The organism is Fibrobacter sp. UWB15 (assembly GCF_900177705.1).
Lineage (GTDB): Bacteria > Fibrobacterota > Fibrobacteria > Fibrobacterales > Fibrobacteraceae > Fibrobacter.
The window spans coordinates 256698-278121 of sequence record NZ_FXBA01000001.1; the positions used below are offsets into that span (position 1 = coordinate 256698).

A 21424-nucleotide genomic window follows, 5' to 3' on the forward strand; every position below is an offset into this window, starting at 1 on the left:
TATTGTAGATTATAGGAAAAAGTGATAGGCGAGGTTTTATTATGAAGGTTACTGTACTTGGAACAGGTGGCTGGGGACTTTCCCTTGGCCAGGTGGTGTACGAAAATAAGAATGAAGTGATGTTCTGGACCAATTCCCAGGCCGAAGTGGACCTGCTCTCTACGGAACACCAGTACAAGGACAAACTCCCGGGCGTGATTTTCCCGGCAGACTTTAAGTATACGACCGATATGAACGCCGCCCTTGAAGGCTGCGATATGGTTTTGATTGTGGTGCCGAGCCAATTTATGGGTGGTGTCGCCAAGAATCTTGGCAAGTGGACTCCGGCCAAGGGCAAGGAACCGGTGGTGGTCTGTGCTACGAAGGGTATTCTCGAAGGCACGAACCAGCTCATGAGCGAAGTGCTCCTCGAAAACGTTCCTTGGCTCACCGAAGACAAAATGGTTGCCTTTAGTGGCCCGTCTCACGCCGAAGAAGTCAGCCGCCACATTCTGACGGCGATTGTCTCTGCTTGCGTGAACGAAGAATCTGCAAAGCTCGTGCAGAAGGCGATGAGCTGCTCTTACCTGCGTGTTTACACCTCTACCGATATCGTGGGTGTGGAACTCTGCGGTTCCGTGAAGAACGTAATCGCCATTGCTTCTGGTGTGCTTTATGGTCTCGAAGCCGGTGGCAAGTACAAGATTGGCGACAACACTCGTGCCGCTATCCTCACTCGCGGTCAGGCTGAAATGTGCCGTCTCGGTAAGGCTCTCGGCGCAAAGCCCGAAACCTTTGCTGGCCTTGCCGGTATGGGCGACTTGATTGTGACTTGCCTTTCTCAGCACAGCCGCAACCGCTATGTGGGTGAACACATCGGCAAGGGCGAAACTATCGAACAGGTCCTCGGCGGCATGAAGATGGTGGCCGAAGGCGTTCCGACTTGCAAGAGCACCAAGGCTCTCGCTGACAAGCTCGGCGTCGAAATGCCGATCGTAAATGCCGTTCACGCCCTCCTTTTCGAAGGCAAGAACGTGGACGATGTTATCAAGGAAATGTGGGGCCGCGAACTCAAGACGGAAGTCTGGGAATAATCGCTTTAGAACCTTACAGAAATTCCCAAGTGGGTCGCAAATCCGTTACGGAATGCGACCCCTTTTTCTGTTTCTAGATCGCCGGATTTCTTCTCCTGTTCAGGAGTGACAGGTGTGTCGATTCCGGAGGGCGTGTCGCCGCCGGGACTGGTGGCTGGGTCGCCTTCGCTGCCGTTGCTTTCGCCGGGCAAGAATTCCTTGTAGCTTGAATAAACAGGAGCCAGCTGCGTAACGCTGTAATCCAAGGCGATGGTGACTGAACCTTCGCGGCGGAGTTCTGCCCCAAGGGAAAGAATGCCGCCGGCACTCTTCAGTTCTCGCCGATAGATTTCATGTTGCTTGTTATAGGTCAGCAGAATGAGTGTCTCGATTTGCTTGTCCATGTCAATGGCACCGCTGGCGTAGTAACCGTCAAGAGCCACACGTGGATTAAAGGAATATTTGCGACCTAAGTGCCACTGGTATTCTGCACCGCCGATGACGCCCATGGCATCGAGGTCTGCGTCAATACGGAACATCTTCTGCAAGAAACTGAAGGAAAGGGATTTTAGAACAGAGGTGGGGAGAGCCCTGTTGGGAGCGAGTGTCTCAAAAAAGCGGTCCTGGTTCGCTTCGATCTTTCCGGCGACGTGGACGTAATTCAAGTTCGTTTTCAGGTTCTTGTAATTCCATTGGGCTAAAAGCCAGTGCAATTGTGCGTCAAGAGGCACGTACATAAAGCGCTTGTAGCTTGATTCCTGATGGAAAATCCCGTACAGGTAAATGTCGGCGTCAATGTAGTTGTATTCCAGGCTTAAACGGCTTTGCCCGAGCTTAGCTCCGTATTCGCCGCGAGCCATCATCACGCTGATAGAATCCCTGATGTAATATTCCTTGTCCGGATTTTCAGGTGAAGACTGCAGGTATGTGCCCGAGATGCCAAAGTGATGAATGCCTGGGTTGATTTCGGCGGAAATGTTACGGGCAAGCAAGTGGGTTTCCCAATCTACTGAAATTTCGGGAACGACATCGTTCTTGTTTTCAGAGATCCAGCGTATGTTACCCAGTTCTACAGAACCACGGGCTATGCTTGTGCCGATGCGGAAAAAGTCATCTGCCGAGTGTATGGCCAAGGTTGACTTTACAAAGGGCAGACTGCTGACATCGACACCGAGAGTAATGTATTTGAATTCGCTTTCAAAACCGATGCTGGCGATATCGAGGCTGTTGAAGCCTTTTACATCCCATTGGTCGGTGTAGCGACCTTGGTAGGTGATGTGCCGAAGATCGCCGTAGATTTTAAGGTTTTGAACTTCAAGCTGATCGTTGATGCCGCATTGCCTTGCCGAGAACTGCTTGTCGCTGGTATGCAGCAAAAAGAGCCCACCGCAGTCGGTGAACCCGAGGTTGCTTAAAGAATGGGCCGCAATATTTGCGACCCCTAGAATAAATAATATTTTATTTGCGACTTTCACGAAAGGCGTTAGTAATCCCATTCGTCATTGTAGGTGTAATCATCCCAGTCGTCATCGTCGTCTTCTTCCGATTCGGTGGCGATGATTTCCCAGAACTTATCAGCAGTCATGCCAGGGAGCACGCCGCCGAAGGTGATATCCGGGAAGATGATGTACTTACCGAAATCGCGAACTTCGTAGTCTTTGAGCTTGTCGCCTTCGACATAGCCGTTTACAAGAGCCTGGTAAGAAATGGTCTTCTTGCCGCTAGCATCCGTAAAGTAGAAGATGTTGTCGGTTGCATCCTGGTAGGCGGTTGCAAAGAGGTGCGTGCCGTTTTCAACCTTACAAACGTTAGAGCTGAGCTTGATCGGCGAGGGGACCGTTACGTTAGCGTCGTCGTCATCGCCATAATAGCTCTTAGATTCACCGAAGGTGATGGTGCAGTTGTCCAACTTCATGCTGTAGCACTTGTAGGTGTAGCCGCCATCCTTGTAGTCAACGTCCATGCACACTTGCCACTTGTAGTCCAACGGTTCTTCGTCGTCCCAAGAGTAGGCTTCGCGAGTCCATGCACTAAAGTAATCGACTGTGCCGGCCTTCGTAACCTGCTTTTCGAGTTCCCTTTCAAGTTCCATATCAACATAGGACTGATAAGCATCCATGTCTTCGGACCAGTAGAATCCGTCAACCGGGACCTGCCATTCCGAGGCGTCGTTAATGTGGTGGTACGGCAGGTAGTCCTGGAAGCCGTCGGTAATGTCAAAGAACTTGGAGATGTTGATCGTAACCTTGGAACCGCGGGGGAGTGTCACTTCGACACCAGTGCGGAGTCCTTGACGGTAATGTTCCAGAGAATCGATGGCCTTCTGGAAGTCTGTTGCGCTTACATCAGACATTTCACCGTCGCCCACGATGTAGGGGTCGTTCTTCTGAGTGGCGGTGCCATTCTTGGATTCTTCGATACCGTACTGCAGGCCGAGTTCCACGTAAGAGATGGCGCTGTCGAGCAAGTTCGGAATGTTCTTGTAGCTCGTCTTCCAGCTGCTGTAAACGGTCGTCAAGGAGCTCTTTGTGTCAAACATCTTTTGCATCTGCTTCACGGCCAATTCCGGAACTTCACGAGAGCGGTCTGCTTCGTTCATCCAGTCGTAGCTGCCGTTGTCGGAGATGTCGATATTGATGCTTGCGCCAAAGGTAAGGATTGCCTTGGCGACAAAGAGAGCGCCCAATGCCGGAGCAAATTCGCCGCGGTCCAGTTCATAGGTGCGGTCTTCATAAGTGTACTTGCAGGTGAAGTCCTTGTTGTTCACCACGCTTCTCATGTAGATGACGGCGGAGTCCAAAGAAGGAATTGCCTGAGCCATGGCCGTCTGGGCCACGCTGGTCAGCAACTTACCGTCAGAGGTCACGAGAATCTTGTTGAAGTCTTCGACGCCCATATCCGCAAGGTCTTGCTTGTTAGAAACGGTGTCGATAAAGCCCTTGATTTCCTTGTTGTTCACCAAGTCGGTGACGATGCTCAAAGCGTAACCCAGCTGGGCTTCGCAGTTGTTGGGGTGTGCATCAAGAACGCCCTTGAAAGTTGCCTTGGTTTGGGCACTGAATGCCTGTGCGGTGCGGAAATCACCATCACCCAAGCTCTTCAGGATGTCGGCGATGTTTGCCTTAGCCGATTCGAGCTGCTGCGTGACGCTAGCATCCGTAGAAACTTCACAACCGGATACGTCGAAACTCGGGGTGTCCGGGATGTCTGCGGGTGTAGACGGGTTGTTGTCGTTGGAACTGCTGCTGCCACTATCGCCGCAGCCCGCCAAAAGTGACATGGCACTTACTGCACATACAAAGAATTTTTTTGAAAATCCCATAACGGTTTCCTCCATTTGTTATTGTTAAAGAAAAATAACAAAAAAGTCGCCTAATTGCAAACAAAAAAACAAGTTTTTTTTTCAAAGGTGATGAAATGCTATTTCTTGCTGATAATCAGCACGATTGCACCTTGAATTGCCTGGAAAAGCAGCGGAATGTAGCCCAGAAGTCCTGCGGAAAGCACGATAGGGGCGGGAATTCCTAAAATACCGGTAAAAAGGGCCACTTGAACGCCTTCGCGGACTCCAATACCGTTCAAAGAGATGGGTAACATCGAAACGATGGTGGTTATGCTAGTAAAAACCACCAAAATGCTGATGTCTATGCTCTGACCGACTGCCCTAAAGTAGGCGTAAGCCATGAAAAGGGTCAAAAACTGCAACCATAGGGAATCCAAAGACGATAGAACAACTTGTTTTTTATGCAGCCTGTAAATGGACAGGCTCTTCTGCATTTTAGGAATGAAGGTTAGCTTGTTTAAAACGACTGCCGGTACTGGTACTTTGTCTGAAAAAAGGCAAAGAACTACAATGGCCATGCAGACCAAAAGGGCGATTGTCATGACGACCGTGTAAATAAAGGGAATTTCAGCTTTGTTTAAGGCGAAGGGGAGTGCTATGAAAAAGCACAGGAACATGGCCAAAAGGCCTTGGATGCGCGAAAGGAATACTGCCGAAATGGATTGGCTCGTTTGGTTGAATTTTTTACCGAAAGCCAAAGATTTTAAGGCGTCGCCACCAAAGCCTGTGGGAAGTAGATTGTTAAAGAAGTATCCCATGGCGGTGTAGGCATAATAGGTCTTGAACGGAATTTCGGGGCCTTGAACCGAAAGTCCTTTCCAGCGGTTTGCCTGGACGACCATGATTAGTGTTGCCGCAACGAGGGTCGCGATGACCCAAGGTAGCATCCCGAGACTCCAGTTTTCAGCCACGCTTGCAAGCGGAATCTTGTAAAAAATGTAGGCAAAACCACCCACGCTAACAATTAGCTGGAGTATTCGTTTGACAAATAGCTTTGAAACGGTCTTATTGGCTGCCATTGAATACAATAATAGTATTTTTGACAAATAAAAAATTATATTTGCGTAAAAGAGGTTTTTATGTACCGGAATAAAGCGCGTTACGATGTGGCCATGTTGGTGCCGAAAGATGTTAAAAGTGTCCTTGAAATTGGTGCTGGCGCTGGACTGAACTATGTGATTTATCCGAAAGACGCCTACAAGGTGGCGATTGAGCCCGAAAACAGGACAGATACCCATACGATAGACAAGGTTCCGGGCGGTTTTAACGAATACCACCATGTTTTCTATGAACAGTACACCGAAGACAAAAAGTTTGATCTCGTGGTCATGTGCGATGTGCTGGAACATGTGAACGATCCGGTGGATCTCATTAATTTCTGCAAGAAGCACCTCAATCCCGAAGGTCATATCCTCGTGTCGCTTCCGAATTTCTGCTGTGCCGAAAATCTCTTGAAAATCATCATCACCCGCGATTTCCGCTACTTTAAGCCGGACGAGGGTGAACATGCGTTGGGCGTTTTAGACATCAACCACAAGACCTTTTGGACCAAGAAGAGTTTTGTCCGTTTTGCCAAGGAAAACGGCCTTGAAGTTGAAAAAATCGTAGGTATTCGTAAACAGCTCAAGTTTATGCCGGGCCTTTTGAGCCATTCTAGCTTTATCCCGTTTCAGTACGGGTTCTTGACAAAACTAAAGAAATAAACTTTCTATTGTTTCGCGGATTTTCTTGGCGCTATCTTCCCAAGAAAATTTGGAGACCCAGGCGTCAATTTCGGCGTCGTATTTCCCCTTGTCGTCAATCGATTTTTCAAGGGCGTCAGCAATGCTTGCCGGGTCGGTGGGGTTGAAGTAGTTGGCCACGTTGCCGCCGACTTCGGGCATCGACGAGGTGTTGGAGCAGGCCACGGGTGTGCCACAGGCGAATGCTTCGAGAATGGGCAGGCCGAATCCTTCGTACAGCGAGGGAAGCACAAACAGGTCTGCCAGGTTGTAAAAATTCACCAGGTCGTCCTGGCTGACCATGCCGGCATGAATGGTCAAGTCTACAATTCCCAATTCCTTTTCCTGGGTTGCCTTGGTGCGACCGTTAAAGGCCTTGCCGACAAAAATCAGGCGGCAGTTTTCTTTGCCCTTCATTTGGGCAAAACCCTTGAGTAATCCATTCAAATTCTTGTGTGGCAACAAGTTACCGACATAGAGCAGAATCTTCTTGTCTCGGGGAATGTTGAATTTCTTGTACAGGTAGTCGTACTCATGAGGAGTCTTGCGGACGAATTCTTTTCCGACTCCAGAGGGGATGACTCTTATCTTGGATTCGTCGGTCTTGTATAGGCGCAAGAGGTCTCGTTTGGTGCTCTCGGAAACGACGATAATCTTGTCGGCTCGCTTGCTAATGAACCAGAAGATGAACTTGAAATACCAATGCACGATTTTCATCGGCAAGAATTCGGGGTAAATCAAGTGGGTGAGGTCGTGGATTGTCACCACCATTTTGCCGCGGTAGAACAGCGGTACGTTGCAGTGGGGAATGTGCAAAACGTCAGGTTTTTCGCGGTATAGAGCACGGTAGGGGAATTTTAGCTGTTCCTTGTAGCCATAAATGCTGCAGATAAACGGAATGTGCTTGGGAACCATTTTGTAGGCGACTAGATCTTTGGGAGCTCCAAGGGCGATCGTGTAACCGACGTCTTTTAACCAGTGCTGAATGCAGGTCCCGATACCGGAACGGGCGACCATACGGGCGTCAATGGCGATTTTTAAATTCTTATTTCCGGTATTGCTCATAAAAATTGCGTTTTTTTTTTTGACGAAAAATACATTATTTTGCAAAACAGGTGTTTTTTATTGCATCTAAAATAAAAAAAATTGCAAATAAAAGGAACTTTTGTTATATTATTCTTACGAATAAGAATGGAGGACTTTATGAGTCAAAAAATGGTGAAATGGCTTTCGGCTTCTTTGGTGGCTATGGGAGCCTTTCTTTGGGGATGTTCCGAATCGGATCCGGCTCCAGATAAGATAATCTCTAACGATGGTTCGGTATTCCAGAAAAACGACTCCAAGAATATGTGGGCTCGAATCGATGAATTGGGCATTGCCGGCTATTTCGATTCTCTTTCTCAAGACCAGGGGGCTCCCATTATCGGTGGCTCTGCCCTTGTGAATGGCCGTTGTGCCGCTCCGGCGCTTGCCATGGATGAAAATACCCGCTACTTGGACGAACTGGAATCGCTGTTTGACGAAGGCGAAATGGTCGAAGGTGTCTGCGGAAAAGCACTTAAGTTGCAAGATGGCCAGGTGGCCCCTCTCGGTGTGAACCTGATTGACTCCATGAAGGTCGGAACGGTAGAATTCTGGTTCCGCCCGAACGAAGACTTTTACGACAAGGCGCGTACCCTTATCGGTAACGATGGCGCCCGAATTCATTTCTTCTATAAAGATGGCGAACTCTATTTCCAGAAGAACCATCATAACTTGCATTACTATGTAAATGGCAAGGCAAAACTCAAGGATGACTGGAACCTGATTGCAGGCCAGTGGGGCGACGGCTACATGAGCGTGTGGGTTAACGGCCAGTTGGTTGCCAAGGTGGAACATGACAAGGGCTATGCTCCGGCTATGCGTGGAGTTCCGTTCGAAAATCTGGTGGTAATCGGTTACAAGTCTAGCTGCTGCATGGAAGGCCCTGGTCAGTATAGTGCCATGACCACTTCAGGTTCCTTCGACCAGTTCCGCATTTCCAATATTACGCGATACAAGATGGCTGATGATGCCGTTGTTGAACCTGATACTTTAACTTCCGATACGGCTGTTGTTGATACTTTACCGAAGGATTCGTTGGTGGATGACACCTTGGTTAACGATACGATTGTTGACGACACGATTTTGAATATCGATACGGTGCCCGCGCCTTTGGAACAACCGTTGTGGTCGCTGTTGGCGGCTCAGGGATCGCGCTACTTTGAAAATGCTACGGCTCCGGTGGCATCGGCTGCCGTTAAGAAGTGTGTCGCACCTGCTCTTGTAATGGACGATTCCACTCTTTATCTGGATGAACTTGAAACGGTCTACCGTGAAGGTGAATCGGTCGATGGCGTTTGCGGCAAGGCGATTTCCTTGAAGAGTGGTGAAGTCGCTCCGACAGGAATCAATCTGGTTGATGCGATGGCTGCCGGTACGGTTGAATTCTGGTTCCGCCCGAATGACGATTTCTTTGAAATCGCCCGTACGCTCCTCGGCAACGATGGCGCCCGCGTGCATTTCTTCTACAAGAATGGCGAACTTTATTTCCAGAAGAACCATCATAACAAGCACTTCTTTGTGAAGGGTGCCGTAGAACTGAAGAAGGATTGGAACCTGATTGCCGGTCAGTGGGGCAACGGCTCTATGAGCCTTTGGGTGAATGGCGAAAAGGTTGCCAATATGGTTCATACAGAAGGTTACGAAGCTGCCAACCGCAGTAATCCTTACGAAAACTTGTTCGTAATTGGATTTAAGTCGGACTGCTGCATGGAAGGTCCTGGTCAGAATGAAGCTATGACCACTTCCGGTGCGTATGACCAGCTGAGAATCTCGAATGTGGTTCGCTACAATTCTGGAGATCAGTCCTCGGTACTTGAACCGGATACAACGAATGTCATGGATACGACGATTACCGTGGATACGATTTTGACCCCAGTGGATACCACTGCGACGATTGATCCTATTACCTCTTCAAATTCTCATGATTCGGCTTATGTTGATTCGATAGACTATACAGACACGGAACGTTATCCGCTTGTCGTGTATGATTCTTTGGGTAGAGCGGCTATTTTTGGCATTCCCTTTGAAGATTCAAAAAATTAAAAAATCAGAACCTGTTTAAACCAAGTCCCGCATCGCTGCGGGCTTTTTTCTTAGGCTCCATTTACTAAATTGCAGGTATGGCTTTTGTTCACTTGCAAGTTCATTCTGAATTTTCTGTTTTACAGTCTTCTGCTCGTCTAGACGGTATTTTGGCTGCCGCTGCCGACGAAAACGCACCTGCAGTCGCCCTTACCGATCATGGAGCCATGTTCGGTATTCTAGAAATTCAGACTCGCGGAAAAGACATGAACAAGGCCCGCAAAGAAAAGGGCCTCCCGCCGGTAAAGACAATTTACGGCTGCCACATTTATGTGGACACGCCGAGTGCTAATCAGAAAGATCCGATTACATTTGAGCGATTGACGCTTTTGGTCGAAAATGAAGCCGGTTATTACAATTTGCTCCGCATTGTGAGTTACCGCTACGAAGACGGTGACCGCTGGGCAGAAATTCCCTCGGTGCCGCTGTCGGTTATCGAAGAGCATAAAGAAGGCATTATCGCCATTGCAGGCGATTTCTTTAGCAAGTACGGCCAGAGTGTCGCGGCTGGGCGCAATAGCGTTGCCCGCGAATACATGGAAGCCCTCGACAAGATTTTTGACCACGACCATTTGTACATTTCGGTGTGCGACAACGGCGTGCCTCAGCAAAAATTGCTGAACGATTATAACGTTCAGTTGGCCGGTGAACTGGGCCGCGAAATTGTGGCGGTGGCAGATGTCCATTACATTAAGGCCGAAGATGCCGAAGCGCATAAGGTCTTGCGTTGCATTTCGCTTAAGGAAACGCTGAACGGCTTTGATGATAAGCGTTTCCCGACGGACAAGTTCTATTTCCGCAGCGAAGCCGAAATGGTGGAACTGTTCGGGCATATTCCGGGCGCCATCGAAAACACGGTCAAGATTGCAGAACGCTGTAATTATACGGTCAAGACCGGTATCGGCGATGAATTCTGGCCCCGATTCAAGATTCCCGAAGATTTTTTGGCCTCGGATGAATACCAGAGCATCAAGGCGATTATGAAGGCGGAATACGACGCGGAATATCCGGTCGTACGCGAACGCGAACTCAAGGGCGTCATCAAGGACAAAAAGAAAAAGGTGACGGCGACCTATTGCGCAGACAAAGGAATTGCCGAAGACGCCCTGACCGACGAAGACAAGGCCGAAATTGAACGCCTGTCGCAGCCGGAATTCTTTGACGAAGACGACAATAAGGCTTGGGACAAGAGTGTGCGCCGTTGGTGTAAACCGGGTGGCGATGCCGATATTTATATTACGCACCTTTGTAATCAGCGTCTCAAGTGGCGTTTCCCGAAAGAGGACTTTAAGTTCCCTGCCCACGAAACCGATGTGGGCAAGCGCATGTACAAGGAACTGAACTGTATCCGCAACATGAACGTGGCGGGCTACCTCTTGATTGTGTGGGACTTTATCAACTGGTCCCGTGAACACGGAATTCCTGTGGGCCCGGGCCGTGGATCTGCTGCTGGTTCTCTGGTCACTTACATTATCGGTATTACCGACATCGACCCGCTTACTTTCGATCTCCTTTTTGAACGATTCCTGAACCCTGAACGTGTGTCCATGCCGGATATCGATACCGACTTTGCGGACCGTGACCGCGGTCGCGTGATTCAGTACGTGACGGACAAGTACGGCAAGGAATGCGTGGGCCAGATTATTACCTACGGTATGCTCAAGTCCAAAGCGGTGATTACCGACGTGGCGCGCGTTTTAGGGCTTCCGCCTGCCGAAGCAAAGCAGATTACCAAGCTGTTCCCGCAGCGCACCTTGAACTTTAGCCTTAAGCAAGCTTGGACGGGTAAAGACAAGAAGGGCAACAACCTGGAAGACGGTTACAGCCCGGAACCCTTGCAGGCGATGATCGGCAGCCGCGCCAGCTACCAGAACCTTTGGGATATCGCGAAAAAGCTTGAAGATTTGCCGCGCCAGACGGGTGTGCATGCTTGCGGCGTGGTGATTACGCCGACCCCGATTTATAACCTTGCTCCCTTGTACCGTGCCGCCCCCGAAGATACTCCGGTGGTTATGTACGACAAGCATTACGCCGAAGACATCGGACTTTTGAAGATGGACTTCCTTGGCCTTATCAACTTGTCGATCATTCAAGACACGGTGAACATGGTCAAGAAGAATCGTTCGATTGAACTTGACATGGGTCATATTCCTTTGGATGACAAGGAAACGTTCGACTTGCTCGGCAAGGGGATGACCACGACGGTGTTCCAGTTCGAATCTCCGGGTATGCAGAAGTACCTGCGCGAACTGAAGCCCACCCGAATCTTTGACTTGATCGCTATGAACGCCCTGTACCGTCCGGGGCCGATTGACCAGATTCCGCACTTTATTGCCCGTAAGAATGGCCAAGAAGAAATCGACTGTTACCACCCTGACTTGGAACAGGTGCTGGGTGAAACCTACGGCGTGATTGTGTACCAGGAACAAGTGATGAAGCTTGCCCAGATTTTGGGCGGTTACACCTTGGGTGGCGCTGACAATATCCGCCGTATCATGGCCAAAAAGATGCCCGAAAAGATGGCGAAACTCGAACCGGAGTTTTTCCAGAAATGCTTGGACAAGGGCTACGATAAGGACATGATTCAAAAGGTGTGGAATGCGGTGCTCCCGTTCTGCGGATACGCATTCAACAAGAGTCATGCAGCTGCGTATGCATACGTGGCTTACCAGACGGCATACCTGAAGGCGCATTACGGCCCCGAATACATGGCCGCCTCCATGACGTCTAAAATGGGTAAGACCGAAGACATCGTGACGATTATTTTGGAATGCAAGCGCCTCGATATCGAAGTGGTGTCGCCCAACATTAATGCATCGATGGGTGAGTTTGTGGCCAATAAAGAAGGCCAAATTCTGTTTGGCTTGGCAGGCATTCGTAACGTGGGTATCGCAGTTGTCGAAGACATTATAGCCGAAAGAGAACGCCGCGGCAAGTTCAAGGACATTTTTGACTTTTGCAAGCGCGTGACCGAATACCAGGGCGAACAAAAAGAAAAACGCCCGCCCATGAACAAGCGCCTTATCGAAAGCTTGATTATGGCTGGCGCCCTCGACGAATTCCCGGGCAACCGCGCCGTACTCATGGCAACCGTAGACCGCGCCATGGAAGTGGCTGCCCGCAGCCAAGAAGATAAAGACCGCGGTCAGATGTCGCTCTTTGACATGGGCGGCGGTGCGCCTTCTATGGATAGCTCTGCCGAAGTCCTCGAAGAAGCAGAAGAATGGTCTGCCATGGAAATGCTCAACAAGGAACGCGATGTGGTGGGCATGTTCTTGTCGGGGCATCCGCTCGATGAATTCCGGCCGGAACTGCAGGGCTTTACCTCTTGCTCCTTGGACGAAGAAGAATTGGAACGTCACGAAGGCGGTACCGTGATTGTGGGCGGTGTGGTGACAAAGCTCCGTTCGATTGAAACCAAGCGCGGCGATACGATTGGTGCTGGCTCCATTCAAGACTTCCACGGTGACTTGGAAATGTTCTTCAAGAAAGACATGTGGGAAAAGTTCCGCGATACAGTCGCTCTCGATGACCGTGTGCTTGTAAAGGGATCACTGGAACATCAACGTATGGGCGACGGGATGCAACTGGTGGTTGAAGAAGTGATTCAGCTGGATCGCGTACGTTCGGACATGGTAAGCCACATTCACATGGTGCTTTATTCTTCGATGGTGGATGATGCCTTTGCCGATAAGCTTTTGACGGCCATGGAAAAATATGAACCCTTTGAAGGGGAACGTGGTTGTGAAATCGTTGCTCATGTAGAAACGGAATCGGGCAACATTCATGTTCTTTCTCTCAAGAACAAGAAAGTGGTTTACACTCCCGAGTTGTTGCAGTATTTACGCAAGGATCTAGGCGCTTTGAAGGTTTGGGTCTCGAACCGTGCCAAGCGATAAAAGTCTATGGCGTGCGAGCCGTATATTCTGATTTGCGCGGGCGAGGATTCTGGGGATTCCGTTGGCGAACCCTTAGTCAGAAGTCTAGTATCTCAAAAGTTTGCGGTGAAAGGCTCGGGAGGTCGCCGCATGCAGTCGGCGGGAATGTTGCCCTTAGTCGACTTCGAAAATTTGCCTGTTTCTGGCTTTGGCGATGTATTGCCCAAGTACTTTAAATTGCGTCAGAGTTTTATTGCACTAAAGACGGCGCTTGAATCGCCGGAATGTCTCGGGCTGATTGCTATTGATTATCCCGGTTTCAATATGAAACTCGTAGCGCGAGCAGGGGAACTGCGTAAGCCCGCTTTGTATGTGGCGCCTCCACAAGTGTGGGCCTGGAAACGTAAGCGTGCGAAAGTTCTCGCGAAAAATCCATACGTCAAACTCGCCGTATTCTTTGACTTTGAAGAATCTGTGTACAGCGAAGCCGGCTGCAATGTGGTACGCGTGCAGCACCCTTTTTGTGTAGCGGATTCTTTCTCGTCTGCCGTTTCGCCCGCGTCGAAAAGCATTCTTCTTTTTCCTGGGAGTCGCAAGTTCCAGGCCCTTCGCAATGTGCCCGTTTTTCTGAAAACGGTGCAAGGTTTGCCGAATGTGGTTTTGGTTGCAGCACGTCGGGAACTTGTTCCCGTGTTTGAAAAGTTTAAAGTTCCCGTGGTTGTTGCTCCCCAAAGTGCAGCAGAGCGAATGGCTCTGTATCAAAGCGCTGAATATGCTTTGACCGCTCCTGGAACATCGACCTTGGAACTTGCTTTGTCCGGTGTTTCTTTTACGGTTTGCACCAAGCCAGACTTGCTGACTTATTGCCTGGGTCGCTTGTTTATTAAGACGAAATTTTTCGCATTGCCCAATATTATTCTGGATCGTCTTGTATTCCCAGAACACATCGTCCACCCGTGGTCGGGTGTCAAAACTTGGTCGCTAACTAAGGGCAAAAGAGAAAATGTCGTGAAAGAGCTTTTCGAAAAGCTCACTGTCGGGAAAACGCTCGATCAATTAGCGCTTGAATTTCTTGGCCAGTTCGTCGAGTGTAAACCGCAGTAATGTCGGGTGTCCGTAGGGCGACTTGAGCGGTTCTTCAGTCAGCATGAGCTGGCTTACGAGGGCGGCCATTTCTTCGGTTTTAAGCTTGTCGCCGGCTTGGTAAGCGTTGGTGCTTGCCCAAGCTTTGGCGATGGTGTCTTGGATTTTAACCATGTCACCTTCGCCCATGCCTTCGTCACCGATGCTATCCAAAAAGTCCTTGACCGCCTTGATGGCGCGGGAAAGGGGGAGTGCGCTCGGAATGGCGCGAATCTGGTAGGTCTCGCCTCCAAAATGTTCAATATAAAAGCCCAGGTGCTTGAATTGGTCTTCGACACTTTTGAGGGCTTCTACTTCCAGCTTGGATAGTTCCAGAAGTTCGGGGAATAACAGCTCCTGACTGTCCAGGGCGGAGCCGTTTCTTAAAGTAGCAAGGGCTTGCTCATAAAGGACGCGGGAATGTGCCGCATGCTGGTCAATGACCAATAGGCCATTTGAATCGTCACCGGCAATGTAGGTGCATGCGATCTGGAAAAATGTCGGTGGAGTCCATTGTGCAGTGCTCTCTGTGACTTCGTTTACTTTGCCTTCCAGCGAAATCACCTTGCCAGCTTCGGGCGTGCTGAACAAATCTTGGGCCAAATCGTTTTGCGGAAAGTTCTTCCGAGGCTTTTCGTAAGTGAATCTCGTGGCCGGAAAGTTTGACATTACGGGGCTGTCTCCGCCAGACTCCTTGGAGGAAAAACTTGGTGCTGGGGTGGCGGCAGGCTTGAAAATGGGTTCCTCGAAGCCGTAGGGCACTTTGGGCGAGTTGTCCTGCAATTCATTTTTGCATTCCGCAATTTCTTCGCTCAAGTCTATCAGCGGAGAATTAGCTTCCATGTCCTTGGTAAACGTGTCGCGAATGGCATGGGAGACTACCAAGAAAACCAAATTCTGGTTTGCAAAACGGACTTCGCGCTTGGCAGGGTGCACGTTGACGTCGAATTCCATGTCGGGCATGTCCAGAAACAGTACAGAAACAGGTTTGCATTGGGCGCCATAGGGCTCGTAGGCTTGCTGCACCGCCTTGCTCACCATCTTGCTTTCGATGGGGCGGTTGCGGATGAACAAAAACTGGTGGTTGCGCTTGCCATTTGTTTCTGTAGTGGGGGACACGTAACCCCAAACGTGTACGCCGGCTTCGGTGTAGTCGACAGGCAAAAGGACTTTGGCAATTTTGGAACCGATAGCTTCGGCGATTCGGTTACGGAGCTCGCCCGGAACGCCTGTAAACAGGGTCTTTTCACCGACTTTGTAGTCAAAACGGATTTCGGGGTGCGCAATAGCTGTTTTTAGAACAACATCTAAAATTCGGGTGCTTTCGGCAGTTTCGCTGCTCAGAAAGTTGCGGCGAACGGGGGTATTGTAAAATAAGTTTTCCACCAAAAAGGTGGTGCCACGGCTCGCTTGTATGTCCTGTTTTTCTACAACGTTTCCGCCTTCAAGAATAATGCGGCCGCTGTCGCCATCATCGGTTGCGCTGGTGATGGTTAATTTGGACACAGCGGCAATAGAGGCTACGGCTTCACCTCTAAAACCATTTGTATGTAAATGGAAAAGGTCGTCTGCACTGAAGAGTTTTGAGGTTGTGTGGCGCAAGTAGCATAAGTCCATGTCGGCGGCATTCATGCCTTTTCCGTTGTCGGTCACCTGGATTTTTTTCTTGCCGCCCTCCTCGATGGAAACCTGTATCCGGGAGGCTCCAGCGTCGATGGCGTTTTCAATCAGCTCTTTTACTGCCGATGCAGGGCGCTCTATAACCTCGCCAGCAGCGATTTTATTGATGATTTCATCCGATAAAACGTGTATTTCAGCCGATTTCATACCCCAAATATAGCCTTTTGGGGGTGAAAATCATATTTTTTTTGCTAAATTAATAGTACGAAAAGACTGAGTGGCGTTTTTCAAAATACCATTCAATAGAGTGAGGTAAAAGTGCTTTCTAACCTATTCCTTCAGTTGACTCACATTGAGTTGCTCATCTCGTATCCTGTCAAGGATATCTTGACTCTCATTAAGCGTGACCCTCGTTTCAATGTCAAGTTGCTAAACGACATCTACTTCGAAGATTCGTTCGTGGATGAAAGTGTTCACCGTCTTATGATGAACAATGTGGTAAACTGGCTCTATGAACGTGGCGAAAATCCGGACGAATTCGTACAGCGCATTATGGACCGTTGCGCCACTTTCGAAGCGATTCCCGCTCGTAGCGTGCTTCGTTCTTACCTTCCGTATGTTTCGCAGTTCTATGCAACTGAAGACGTCCGTCAACTCTGTCTTGATATTATTCCGAAGCGTTATCCGCTGCTTTCCAATGCGAAGTTCCTCCGCCGTGAACTGGTCGACGGTTTCCGCAAGGAATACTTCACCTACCGGTTTGACTCCCCGGGTATGCTGATTACGAACCCCATGCGCTGGTTCAACGGCTTGGTGCAGATCGGAGCAATTCTCCTGAATACGCCTCGCTACGAAAAAATTGAATATAAGGCTTGCCAGACCTCTTTTGTCGAAGCTCTTGAAAATCGTGCTACAGCCGAAGTTCGCGATGGTTTTGTGTTTGTGAATGGCCGCCAGGTGGGCGAATACAAGACCTTTGGCGATTGCCTTGCCGAATATGGTCTCGAATGGGAATTTGAAGCCGAAAAGAAGATGGCCTGCATTCGTGCCACTGAAGATGTCATTGACGAAAAGGTTGGTGCAGTCCTGATTCAGAAGGGTTGCTATTACGGCGCACCGGCTAGCGTGGTCTACTTTGATTATAAGGCCAATGTGGTGGCTCCGGAACCGTTCAACAAGCTTATGAGTGCGGTCGTCAAGCAGGAATTCGATTCATGGGAACCCATCCAGAAGGCCCAGGAACAGTTGCTTGAAGCCATGAACGACTCCGTGACAATCATCTACTACAAGAGCGACGATTCTATCTCGGTGAACAACAAGCATTTGATGCGTAACGTGCCTGCTCGAATTCTCCGCAACTTGCTGCGCGAATACAGCGCAACTGGTCGTGAAGAATTTGAAAACCGTGAATTCAAGCGCGATCCGTCTATTTGCATGGACCCGCTGCGTCCGAACTTCGAAAGCCGCTTGAACCGCGTGATTGCTCATATCAACGGCTCCGACGATCCGGAACATCCGTCCGAAGGCGTGAAGAAGTTCTTCGAAATCGAACGTCACCGCCGCGGTGGATTCCGTTTTGTTCCGAAGTGCAAGATTATTTTCCGCGAAGAGTAAACGCCAGTTTACTAAATCCGAAAATGTAATTGAAACGGATTTAGAAAATAAGCAAATTGGTAGTTCTCAAGGGCAAATAAATGGGTATATTTGGAATCGTGAACGGTAGAAGGGTAAATCCTGAAACGACTCTATCATTGCTCCCCTCCTGGTAGGTTCAAGGTTCCACATACCGATTCATATTTTCTCCTTCTTAGGAAAGGGTTCCCGCAAGGGAGCCCTTTCTTTCTTTATGCGCCTCGATGGCGCATAAAGAAAGCATGTTCTGGGCCTCGGTCATGTGCAAACAAGTTTGCCCGCGACGCTCGGCCTGCGAACATGTCTTTAAAAAATAAGTGCTCGGCTCGGCAATAGAATTGTCATGCCCGCGAAGGCGGGCATCTCCTTTTTTACTTAAGGCTTTTTCGTTTCAATGACTTCGACGGTTAATTTGTTGAAGGCGAGCTTGCCGCCGTCGCGGATTTCAAGTGCTGCGCGGAAGGTCGTATCGTTCTTTTTGAACGGTTCAAGAACAGACGTAAATTTATTCTTGAGCAATCCTTCGACTTCGTCGTCGGTGAGTTTGCGCTGATAGAATACTTGCGGAATTCCAAAACCACATTGCGGGTTCATGCAAACATAGGCTGCGTGATTCGCTTCGCCATTGCCTTGGTTCGATGTCCCGGCACGAAAACGCAATTGGTCTCCGCAAACGGGGCAGGGGAGGTTTCTGCGCATGAATTCAAAAACGGTGCGGCCCTTGTCGGCGCCTTCGCCCCATTTGAGGCGAGCGGCAAAATCAGAACCCTTCTTGCTCTTGAAATCTTGAATCAGCGGTGTTTCGCCATTGGTAAAGAGCTCGCTTATTTCGGCGACGGTAAGCGTGTGGCCTGCGACGGTCTTGAATAGCGTGAATTTGCAGTCGACGCCATCGGTAGCATTAGTGCAGAATAGGGCGTTCTTGTTTTCTTCGAGGGGCTCGCCGCAGAGCGGGCACTTGTATTCTGTTTTTTGCCCGTGGAACTTGCCGTCGCTTTCGAATTCAAACTGAATGTTGAAATCTTTGTCAACCGAAAGCTTCGCCGAGAATTCAGTGCCTTTCTTGCTCTTGAATCCGGCGAGTGGACCTACATGACCTTCGGCAAGGAGCTTCTTCATTTCGGAATGCGAAAGCATCTTGCCTGCCAGAGTGTGCCCGATTTTGAATCCGCATTCGGCTTTGGGGCACACGTAGCCCCAAGGGGCTACATCGAGCGCGCTCCCGCATTTAGGGCATGGAATTGTTTCGGTTGCGGTCTCGCGCTCGAACTGGCAGCCGTATCGCGCGTGTAAATCAGCGAACAACTGCTTCACGTATTCAACGATTCCGTCGCGGAATTCAGCAGGCTGAAGTTCGCCCTTTTCGACCTGCGAAAGTTTGTATTCCCATTCGCCAGTCATTTCGGGCGACTTGACTTTTTCGTCCATCAAGGCAATCACTTCGCGCCCGCGCTCTGTACTCACCAAATAATTCTTTTGCGCCTCGATAAAGCCACGCTTCTTGAGAGTCTCGATAATGCCTGCTTGCGTTGCCGGCGTACCTAGGCCGCGGTCCTTCATGGCTTCGGCAAGTTCCTCGTTTTCGATCTGCTTGCCGGCGGTTTTCATTGCGGCCAAAAGAGTCGCCTCGGTATAGTACTTGGGCTTGCTCTTCTTTTTCTTTTGGAGCTCCACGCTGTCAAAAGGCGCGTGTTCGCCGACAGTCCATTCCGGGAAAACTTCCACCAGGTTCGTGATTTCATCGCTGTCGCCCTTGCCTTCGGCTGCGGTACTCCCTTCTTCCGAACCGGAATCACCTTTCTTCTTTTTCTTTCCTTTTGATTCCTCTTTGACGAGGGCGCGAAAACCGAGATCTTCATTGCGCTTGAGCTTTAATCTAAATTGATCTGAAGTGCCAGCATCCAAATTTCTACTGTCTACTTCTAACTTCCTACTTCCTACTAAAATCACCTCCATTTCATCCCACACGTAGGGCTTCAGCCACGCCTGCACAAAGCGTTCCTTGGCCAGGTCGTAAATCTTCTGCTCCATTTCAGGCAAATCGTTCGGAGCTTCGCCGGTGGGGATAATGGCAAAGTGGTCAGTCACCTTGCTCGAGTTGATGAAGACGAAATTTTCATCGAAGGTGCGGAAAACCTTTTGCTGCTCGGGGGTTGCCAGTTTTTGCGCAAGGGCGTAGGCCTCTTGCTTCATGGTGTCGGGCAGGTACTGCGAATCGGTACGCGGGTAAGTCAGCAGTTTCTTTTCGTACAGGTTCTGCGCACAATCCAAAACTTGCTGGGCGCTGTATTTAAAACGCTTGTTGCCCTCTTTCTGGAGTTCAGTCAAGTCAAATGGCTTTTGCGGAAATTGCTTCTTTTGCTGGTTATCGATTTTTGCTATAGCAGCTTCGGCAGGAGGGACGCATCGCGCTACAACCGCATTCGCTTCTGTTTCTTTTTCAAAAACCGCGACTTTAAGGTTTGCTTCGCCCTTGGCGTCTTCTTCGCGCTTGACGTATTGAGCCTGGAAGCCTTTCCATGTGCCCACGACGCTGTAGTAGAACAGTTCCTTGAATTGCTCCACGATTGTGTCGCGTTCTACAATCAGGTTTAGGGTCGGAGTCTGCACGCGCCCCACCGAAATCATCTTGCCGCGCCCTGCAGTGAGTGTGTAGGCGCGTGTCGCGTTCAGGCCTACCATCCAGTCGGCTCGCTGTCTTAAACGGGCTGCATAGCTTAAATTCACGCGCTGGGTGGCGTCTTCCAGGTTCTTCCAGGCCTTGTCCAAGTCCTTGGCCACGTAGCTGTTCACCCACAGGCGCTTAATGGTCTTTTGCTTAAAAGAGGGTGTGTAGTCGAGCACCAAGTCAAAAATCAAGTTACCTTCGCGGCCGGCATCCGCACCGTTCACCAGCACGTCTGCTTGCTCCATCATCTGCCGCACCACATTCAATTGTTTCTTGGTGCTCTCGATTTCCATGAGCTTGAATTTTTCTGGGAGCAGGGGCAAATTCGAAAGTCGCCAGCCGCCTTCAAAACCGGGGTAAGCGTCTAACGGCGCAAGGGTAATCAGGTGACCTACGCACCAGGTGATGCAATGGTTCTTGCCAATCAGGCATCCGTCGCCTTGGGTGAATTTTTCCCCTTCCAACCGCTCTAGCATAGGGCGGTAGTGTTGGTTTGCGACAGACGGTTTTTCGGCGACAAGTAGGATCACTGTTCAATATCCACTTGCAAGAGTTCTTTTTCCCAAGATTCCTTGGCGGCACGCAATTTTTTGAGCGACTCGTCGTCGGCGCCACTGCTGTCCCGGAGTTCCATCAGTTCGCGATACCCTTGGGCGAGTACCTTGGCTTTAGGGTAGTCTTGAACTAGGGAGTCCAGTTCGCTTAAAATGGCCCGATCCGAGTAAAGCCTTGCAACGCCTTCGAGCGAATGCAGAATATAGTCCTCAAACCGGTTTTCTTGCTTGGCGAGTTTGGCCTCTTCAAATTCCATGGGCAAAATCTGGTCGATCCATTCGGCCTCTGCGGTAAAGAGTTCGTTGTCTTCGGCAAGGGCGTCCTTTCGGCGGGTCAGTTCCTGCTGCTTTTTGATGAACGGCCTATAAGATTTGATGTCCAATTCGACACCTTGTTTCTGGGAAAACTCTTTCAGATTTTTCAGGTTTGTTTCGGTCGGGTTGTTCAAAAGGCATTCTTTCAAGACTGAAAGCTGGTCTTTGGCCGGAAGCTGCTTAAAGGATTCGCTTTTCATGCTCACATCCTTGATTTTTAGCCAAAAAATGCGCGCAAAGATGAGGGCCATTACGATAGTAAATAGGGTCGAAAACGTCATTATGGGCCATTATTTAGAAAAATGTGGAGACCTGTTCCGCTTGCAAGTTAAAAATAAGTGTTTTATGGCACGA

General features: G+C 49.7%; 13 protein-coding genes. 6 read left to right on the forward strand and 7 right to left on the reverse strand.

Annotation, left to right across the window (positions count from 1 at the left end; genetic code table 11):
• Positions 1–41 precede the first annotated feature (41 nt).
• Positions 42–1073, forward strand: coding sequence for an NAD(P)H-dependent glycerol-3-phosphate dehydrogenase (locus B9Y58_RS01105; protein WP_073053543.1), 1032 nt, complete (start codon positions 42–44; stop codon positions 1071–1073).
• A gap of 5 nt (positions 1074–1078) precedes the next feature.
• Here the strand turns inward: B9Y58_RS01105 and B9Y58_RS01110 are convergent, their stop codons facing one another.
• The 3 genes from B9Y58_RS01110 to B9Y58_RS01120 form a co-directional block, all read right to left on the reverse strand.
• Positions 1079–2548, reverse strand: coding sequence for a hypothetical protein (locus B9Y58_RS01110; RefSeq protein ID WP_073053545.1), 1470 nt, complete (start codon positions 2546–2548; stop codon positions 1079–1081).
• Positions 2536–4374, reverse strand: coding sequence for a hypothetical protein (locus B9Y58_RS01115; RefSeq protein WP_073054684.1), 1839 nt, complete (start codon positions 4372–4374; stop codon positions 2536–2538). Before B9Y58_RS01115 ends, B9Y58_RS01110 begins: the two co-directional genes overlap by 13 nt.
• Positions 4375–4472: 98 nt before the next feature.
• Positions 4473–5414 carry a lysylphosphatidylglycerol synthase transmembrane domain-containing protein gene (locus tag B9Y58_RS01120; protein ID WP_073053547.1) on the reverse strand — a complete coding sequence of 314 codons (942 nt, stop codon included), beginning with the start codon at positions 5412–5414 and terminating at the stop codon, positions 4473–4475.
• Between the two features lie 60 nt (positions 5415–5474).
• Between B9Y58_RS01120 and B9Y58_RS01125 the strand changes: the two genes are divergently transcribed.
• Entirely contained in the window at positions 5475–6098 is a 624-nt protein-coding gene (locus tag B9Y58_RS01125; RefSeq protein WP_073053549.1) for a class I SAM-dependent methyltransferase, read from the forward strand.
• Here B9Y58_RS01125 and B9Y58_RS01130 read toward each other — a convergent pair.
• A complete protein-coding gene (locus B9Y58_RS01130; RefSeq protein WP_143154617.1) occupies positions 6087–7181 on the reverse strand; it encodes a glycosyltransferase family 4 protein in 1095 nt (364 codons plus the stop codon). The two genes, B9Y58_RS01125 and B9Y58_RS01130, sit on opposite strands and share 12 nt — an antisense overlap.
• A gap of 138 nt (positions 7182–7319) precedes the next feature.
• Between B9Y58_RS01130 and B9Y58_RS01135 the strand changes: the two genes are divergently transcribed.
• The 3 genes from B9Y58_RS01135 (at position 7320) to B9Y58_RS01145 (ending at position 14263) form a co-directional block, all read left to right on the forward strand.
• Positions 7320–9242, forward strand: coding sequence for a LamG-like jellyroll fold domain-containing protein (locus B9Y58_RS01135; RefSeq protein WP_158278298.1), 1923 nt, complete (start codon positions 7320–7322; stop codon positions 9240–9242).
• A gap of 77 nt (positions 9243–9319) precedes the next feature.
• Positions 9320–13180, forward strand: coding sequence for a DNA polymerase III subunit alpha (gene dnaE / locus B9Y58_RS01140; protein WP_073053555.1), 3861 nt, complete (start codon positions 9320–9322; stop codon positions 13178–13180).
• A 6-nt stretch (positions 13181–13186) separates the two neighbouring features.
• Positions 13187–14263: a glycosyltransferase family protein gene (locus tag B9Y58_RS01145; protein ID WP_073053557.1), complete on the forward strand. Its 1077-nt coding sequence runs from the start codon at positions 13187–13189 to the stop codon at positions 14261–14263.
• Here B9Y58_RS01145 and mutL read toward each other — a convergent pair.
• Complete coding sequence (gene mutL, locus B9Y58_RS01150) at positions 14216–16108, reverse strand: DNA mismatch repair endonuclease MutL (protein WP_073053559.1); 1893 nt, start codon at positions 16106–16108, stop codon at positions 14216–14218. The two genes, B9Y58_RS01145 and mutL, sit on opposite strands and share 48 nt — an antisense overlap.
• A gap of 111 nt (positions 16109–16219) precedes the next feature.
• Here mutL and B9Y58_RS01155 point away from each other — a divergent pair, with 111 nt between their 5' ends.
• Positions 16220–17515, forward strand: a complete 1296-nt coding sequence (locus tag B9Y58_RS01155; protein ID WP_073053561.1) for a hypothetical protein — start codon at positions 16220–16222, stop codon at positions 17513–17515.
• Between the two features lie 393 nt (positions 17516–17908).
• Here B9Y58_RS01155 and B9Y58_RS01160 read toward each other — a convergent pair whose 3' ends face one another.
• A complete protein-coding gene (locus B9Y58_RS01160) occupies positions 17909–20677 on the reverse strand; it encodes a type IA DNA topoisomerase (protein WP_233247794.1) in 2769 nt (922 codons plus the stop codon).
• A 50-nt stretch (positions 20678–20727) separates the two neighbouring features.
• Positions 20728–21321, reverse strand: a complete 594-nt coding sequence (locus tag B9Y58_RS01165) for a hypothetical protein (RefSeq protein WP_085534737.1) — start codon at positions 21319–21321, stop codon at positions 20728–20730.
• Between the last annotated feature and the right edge of the window lie 103 nt (positions 21322–21424).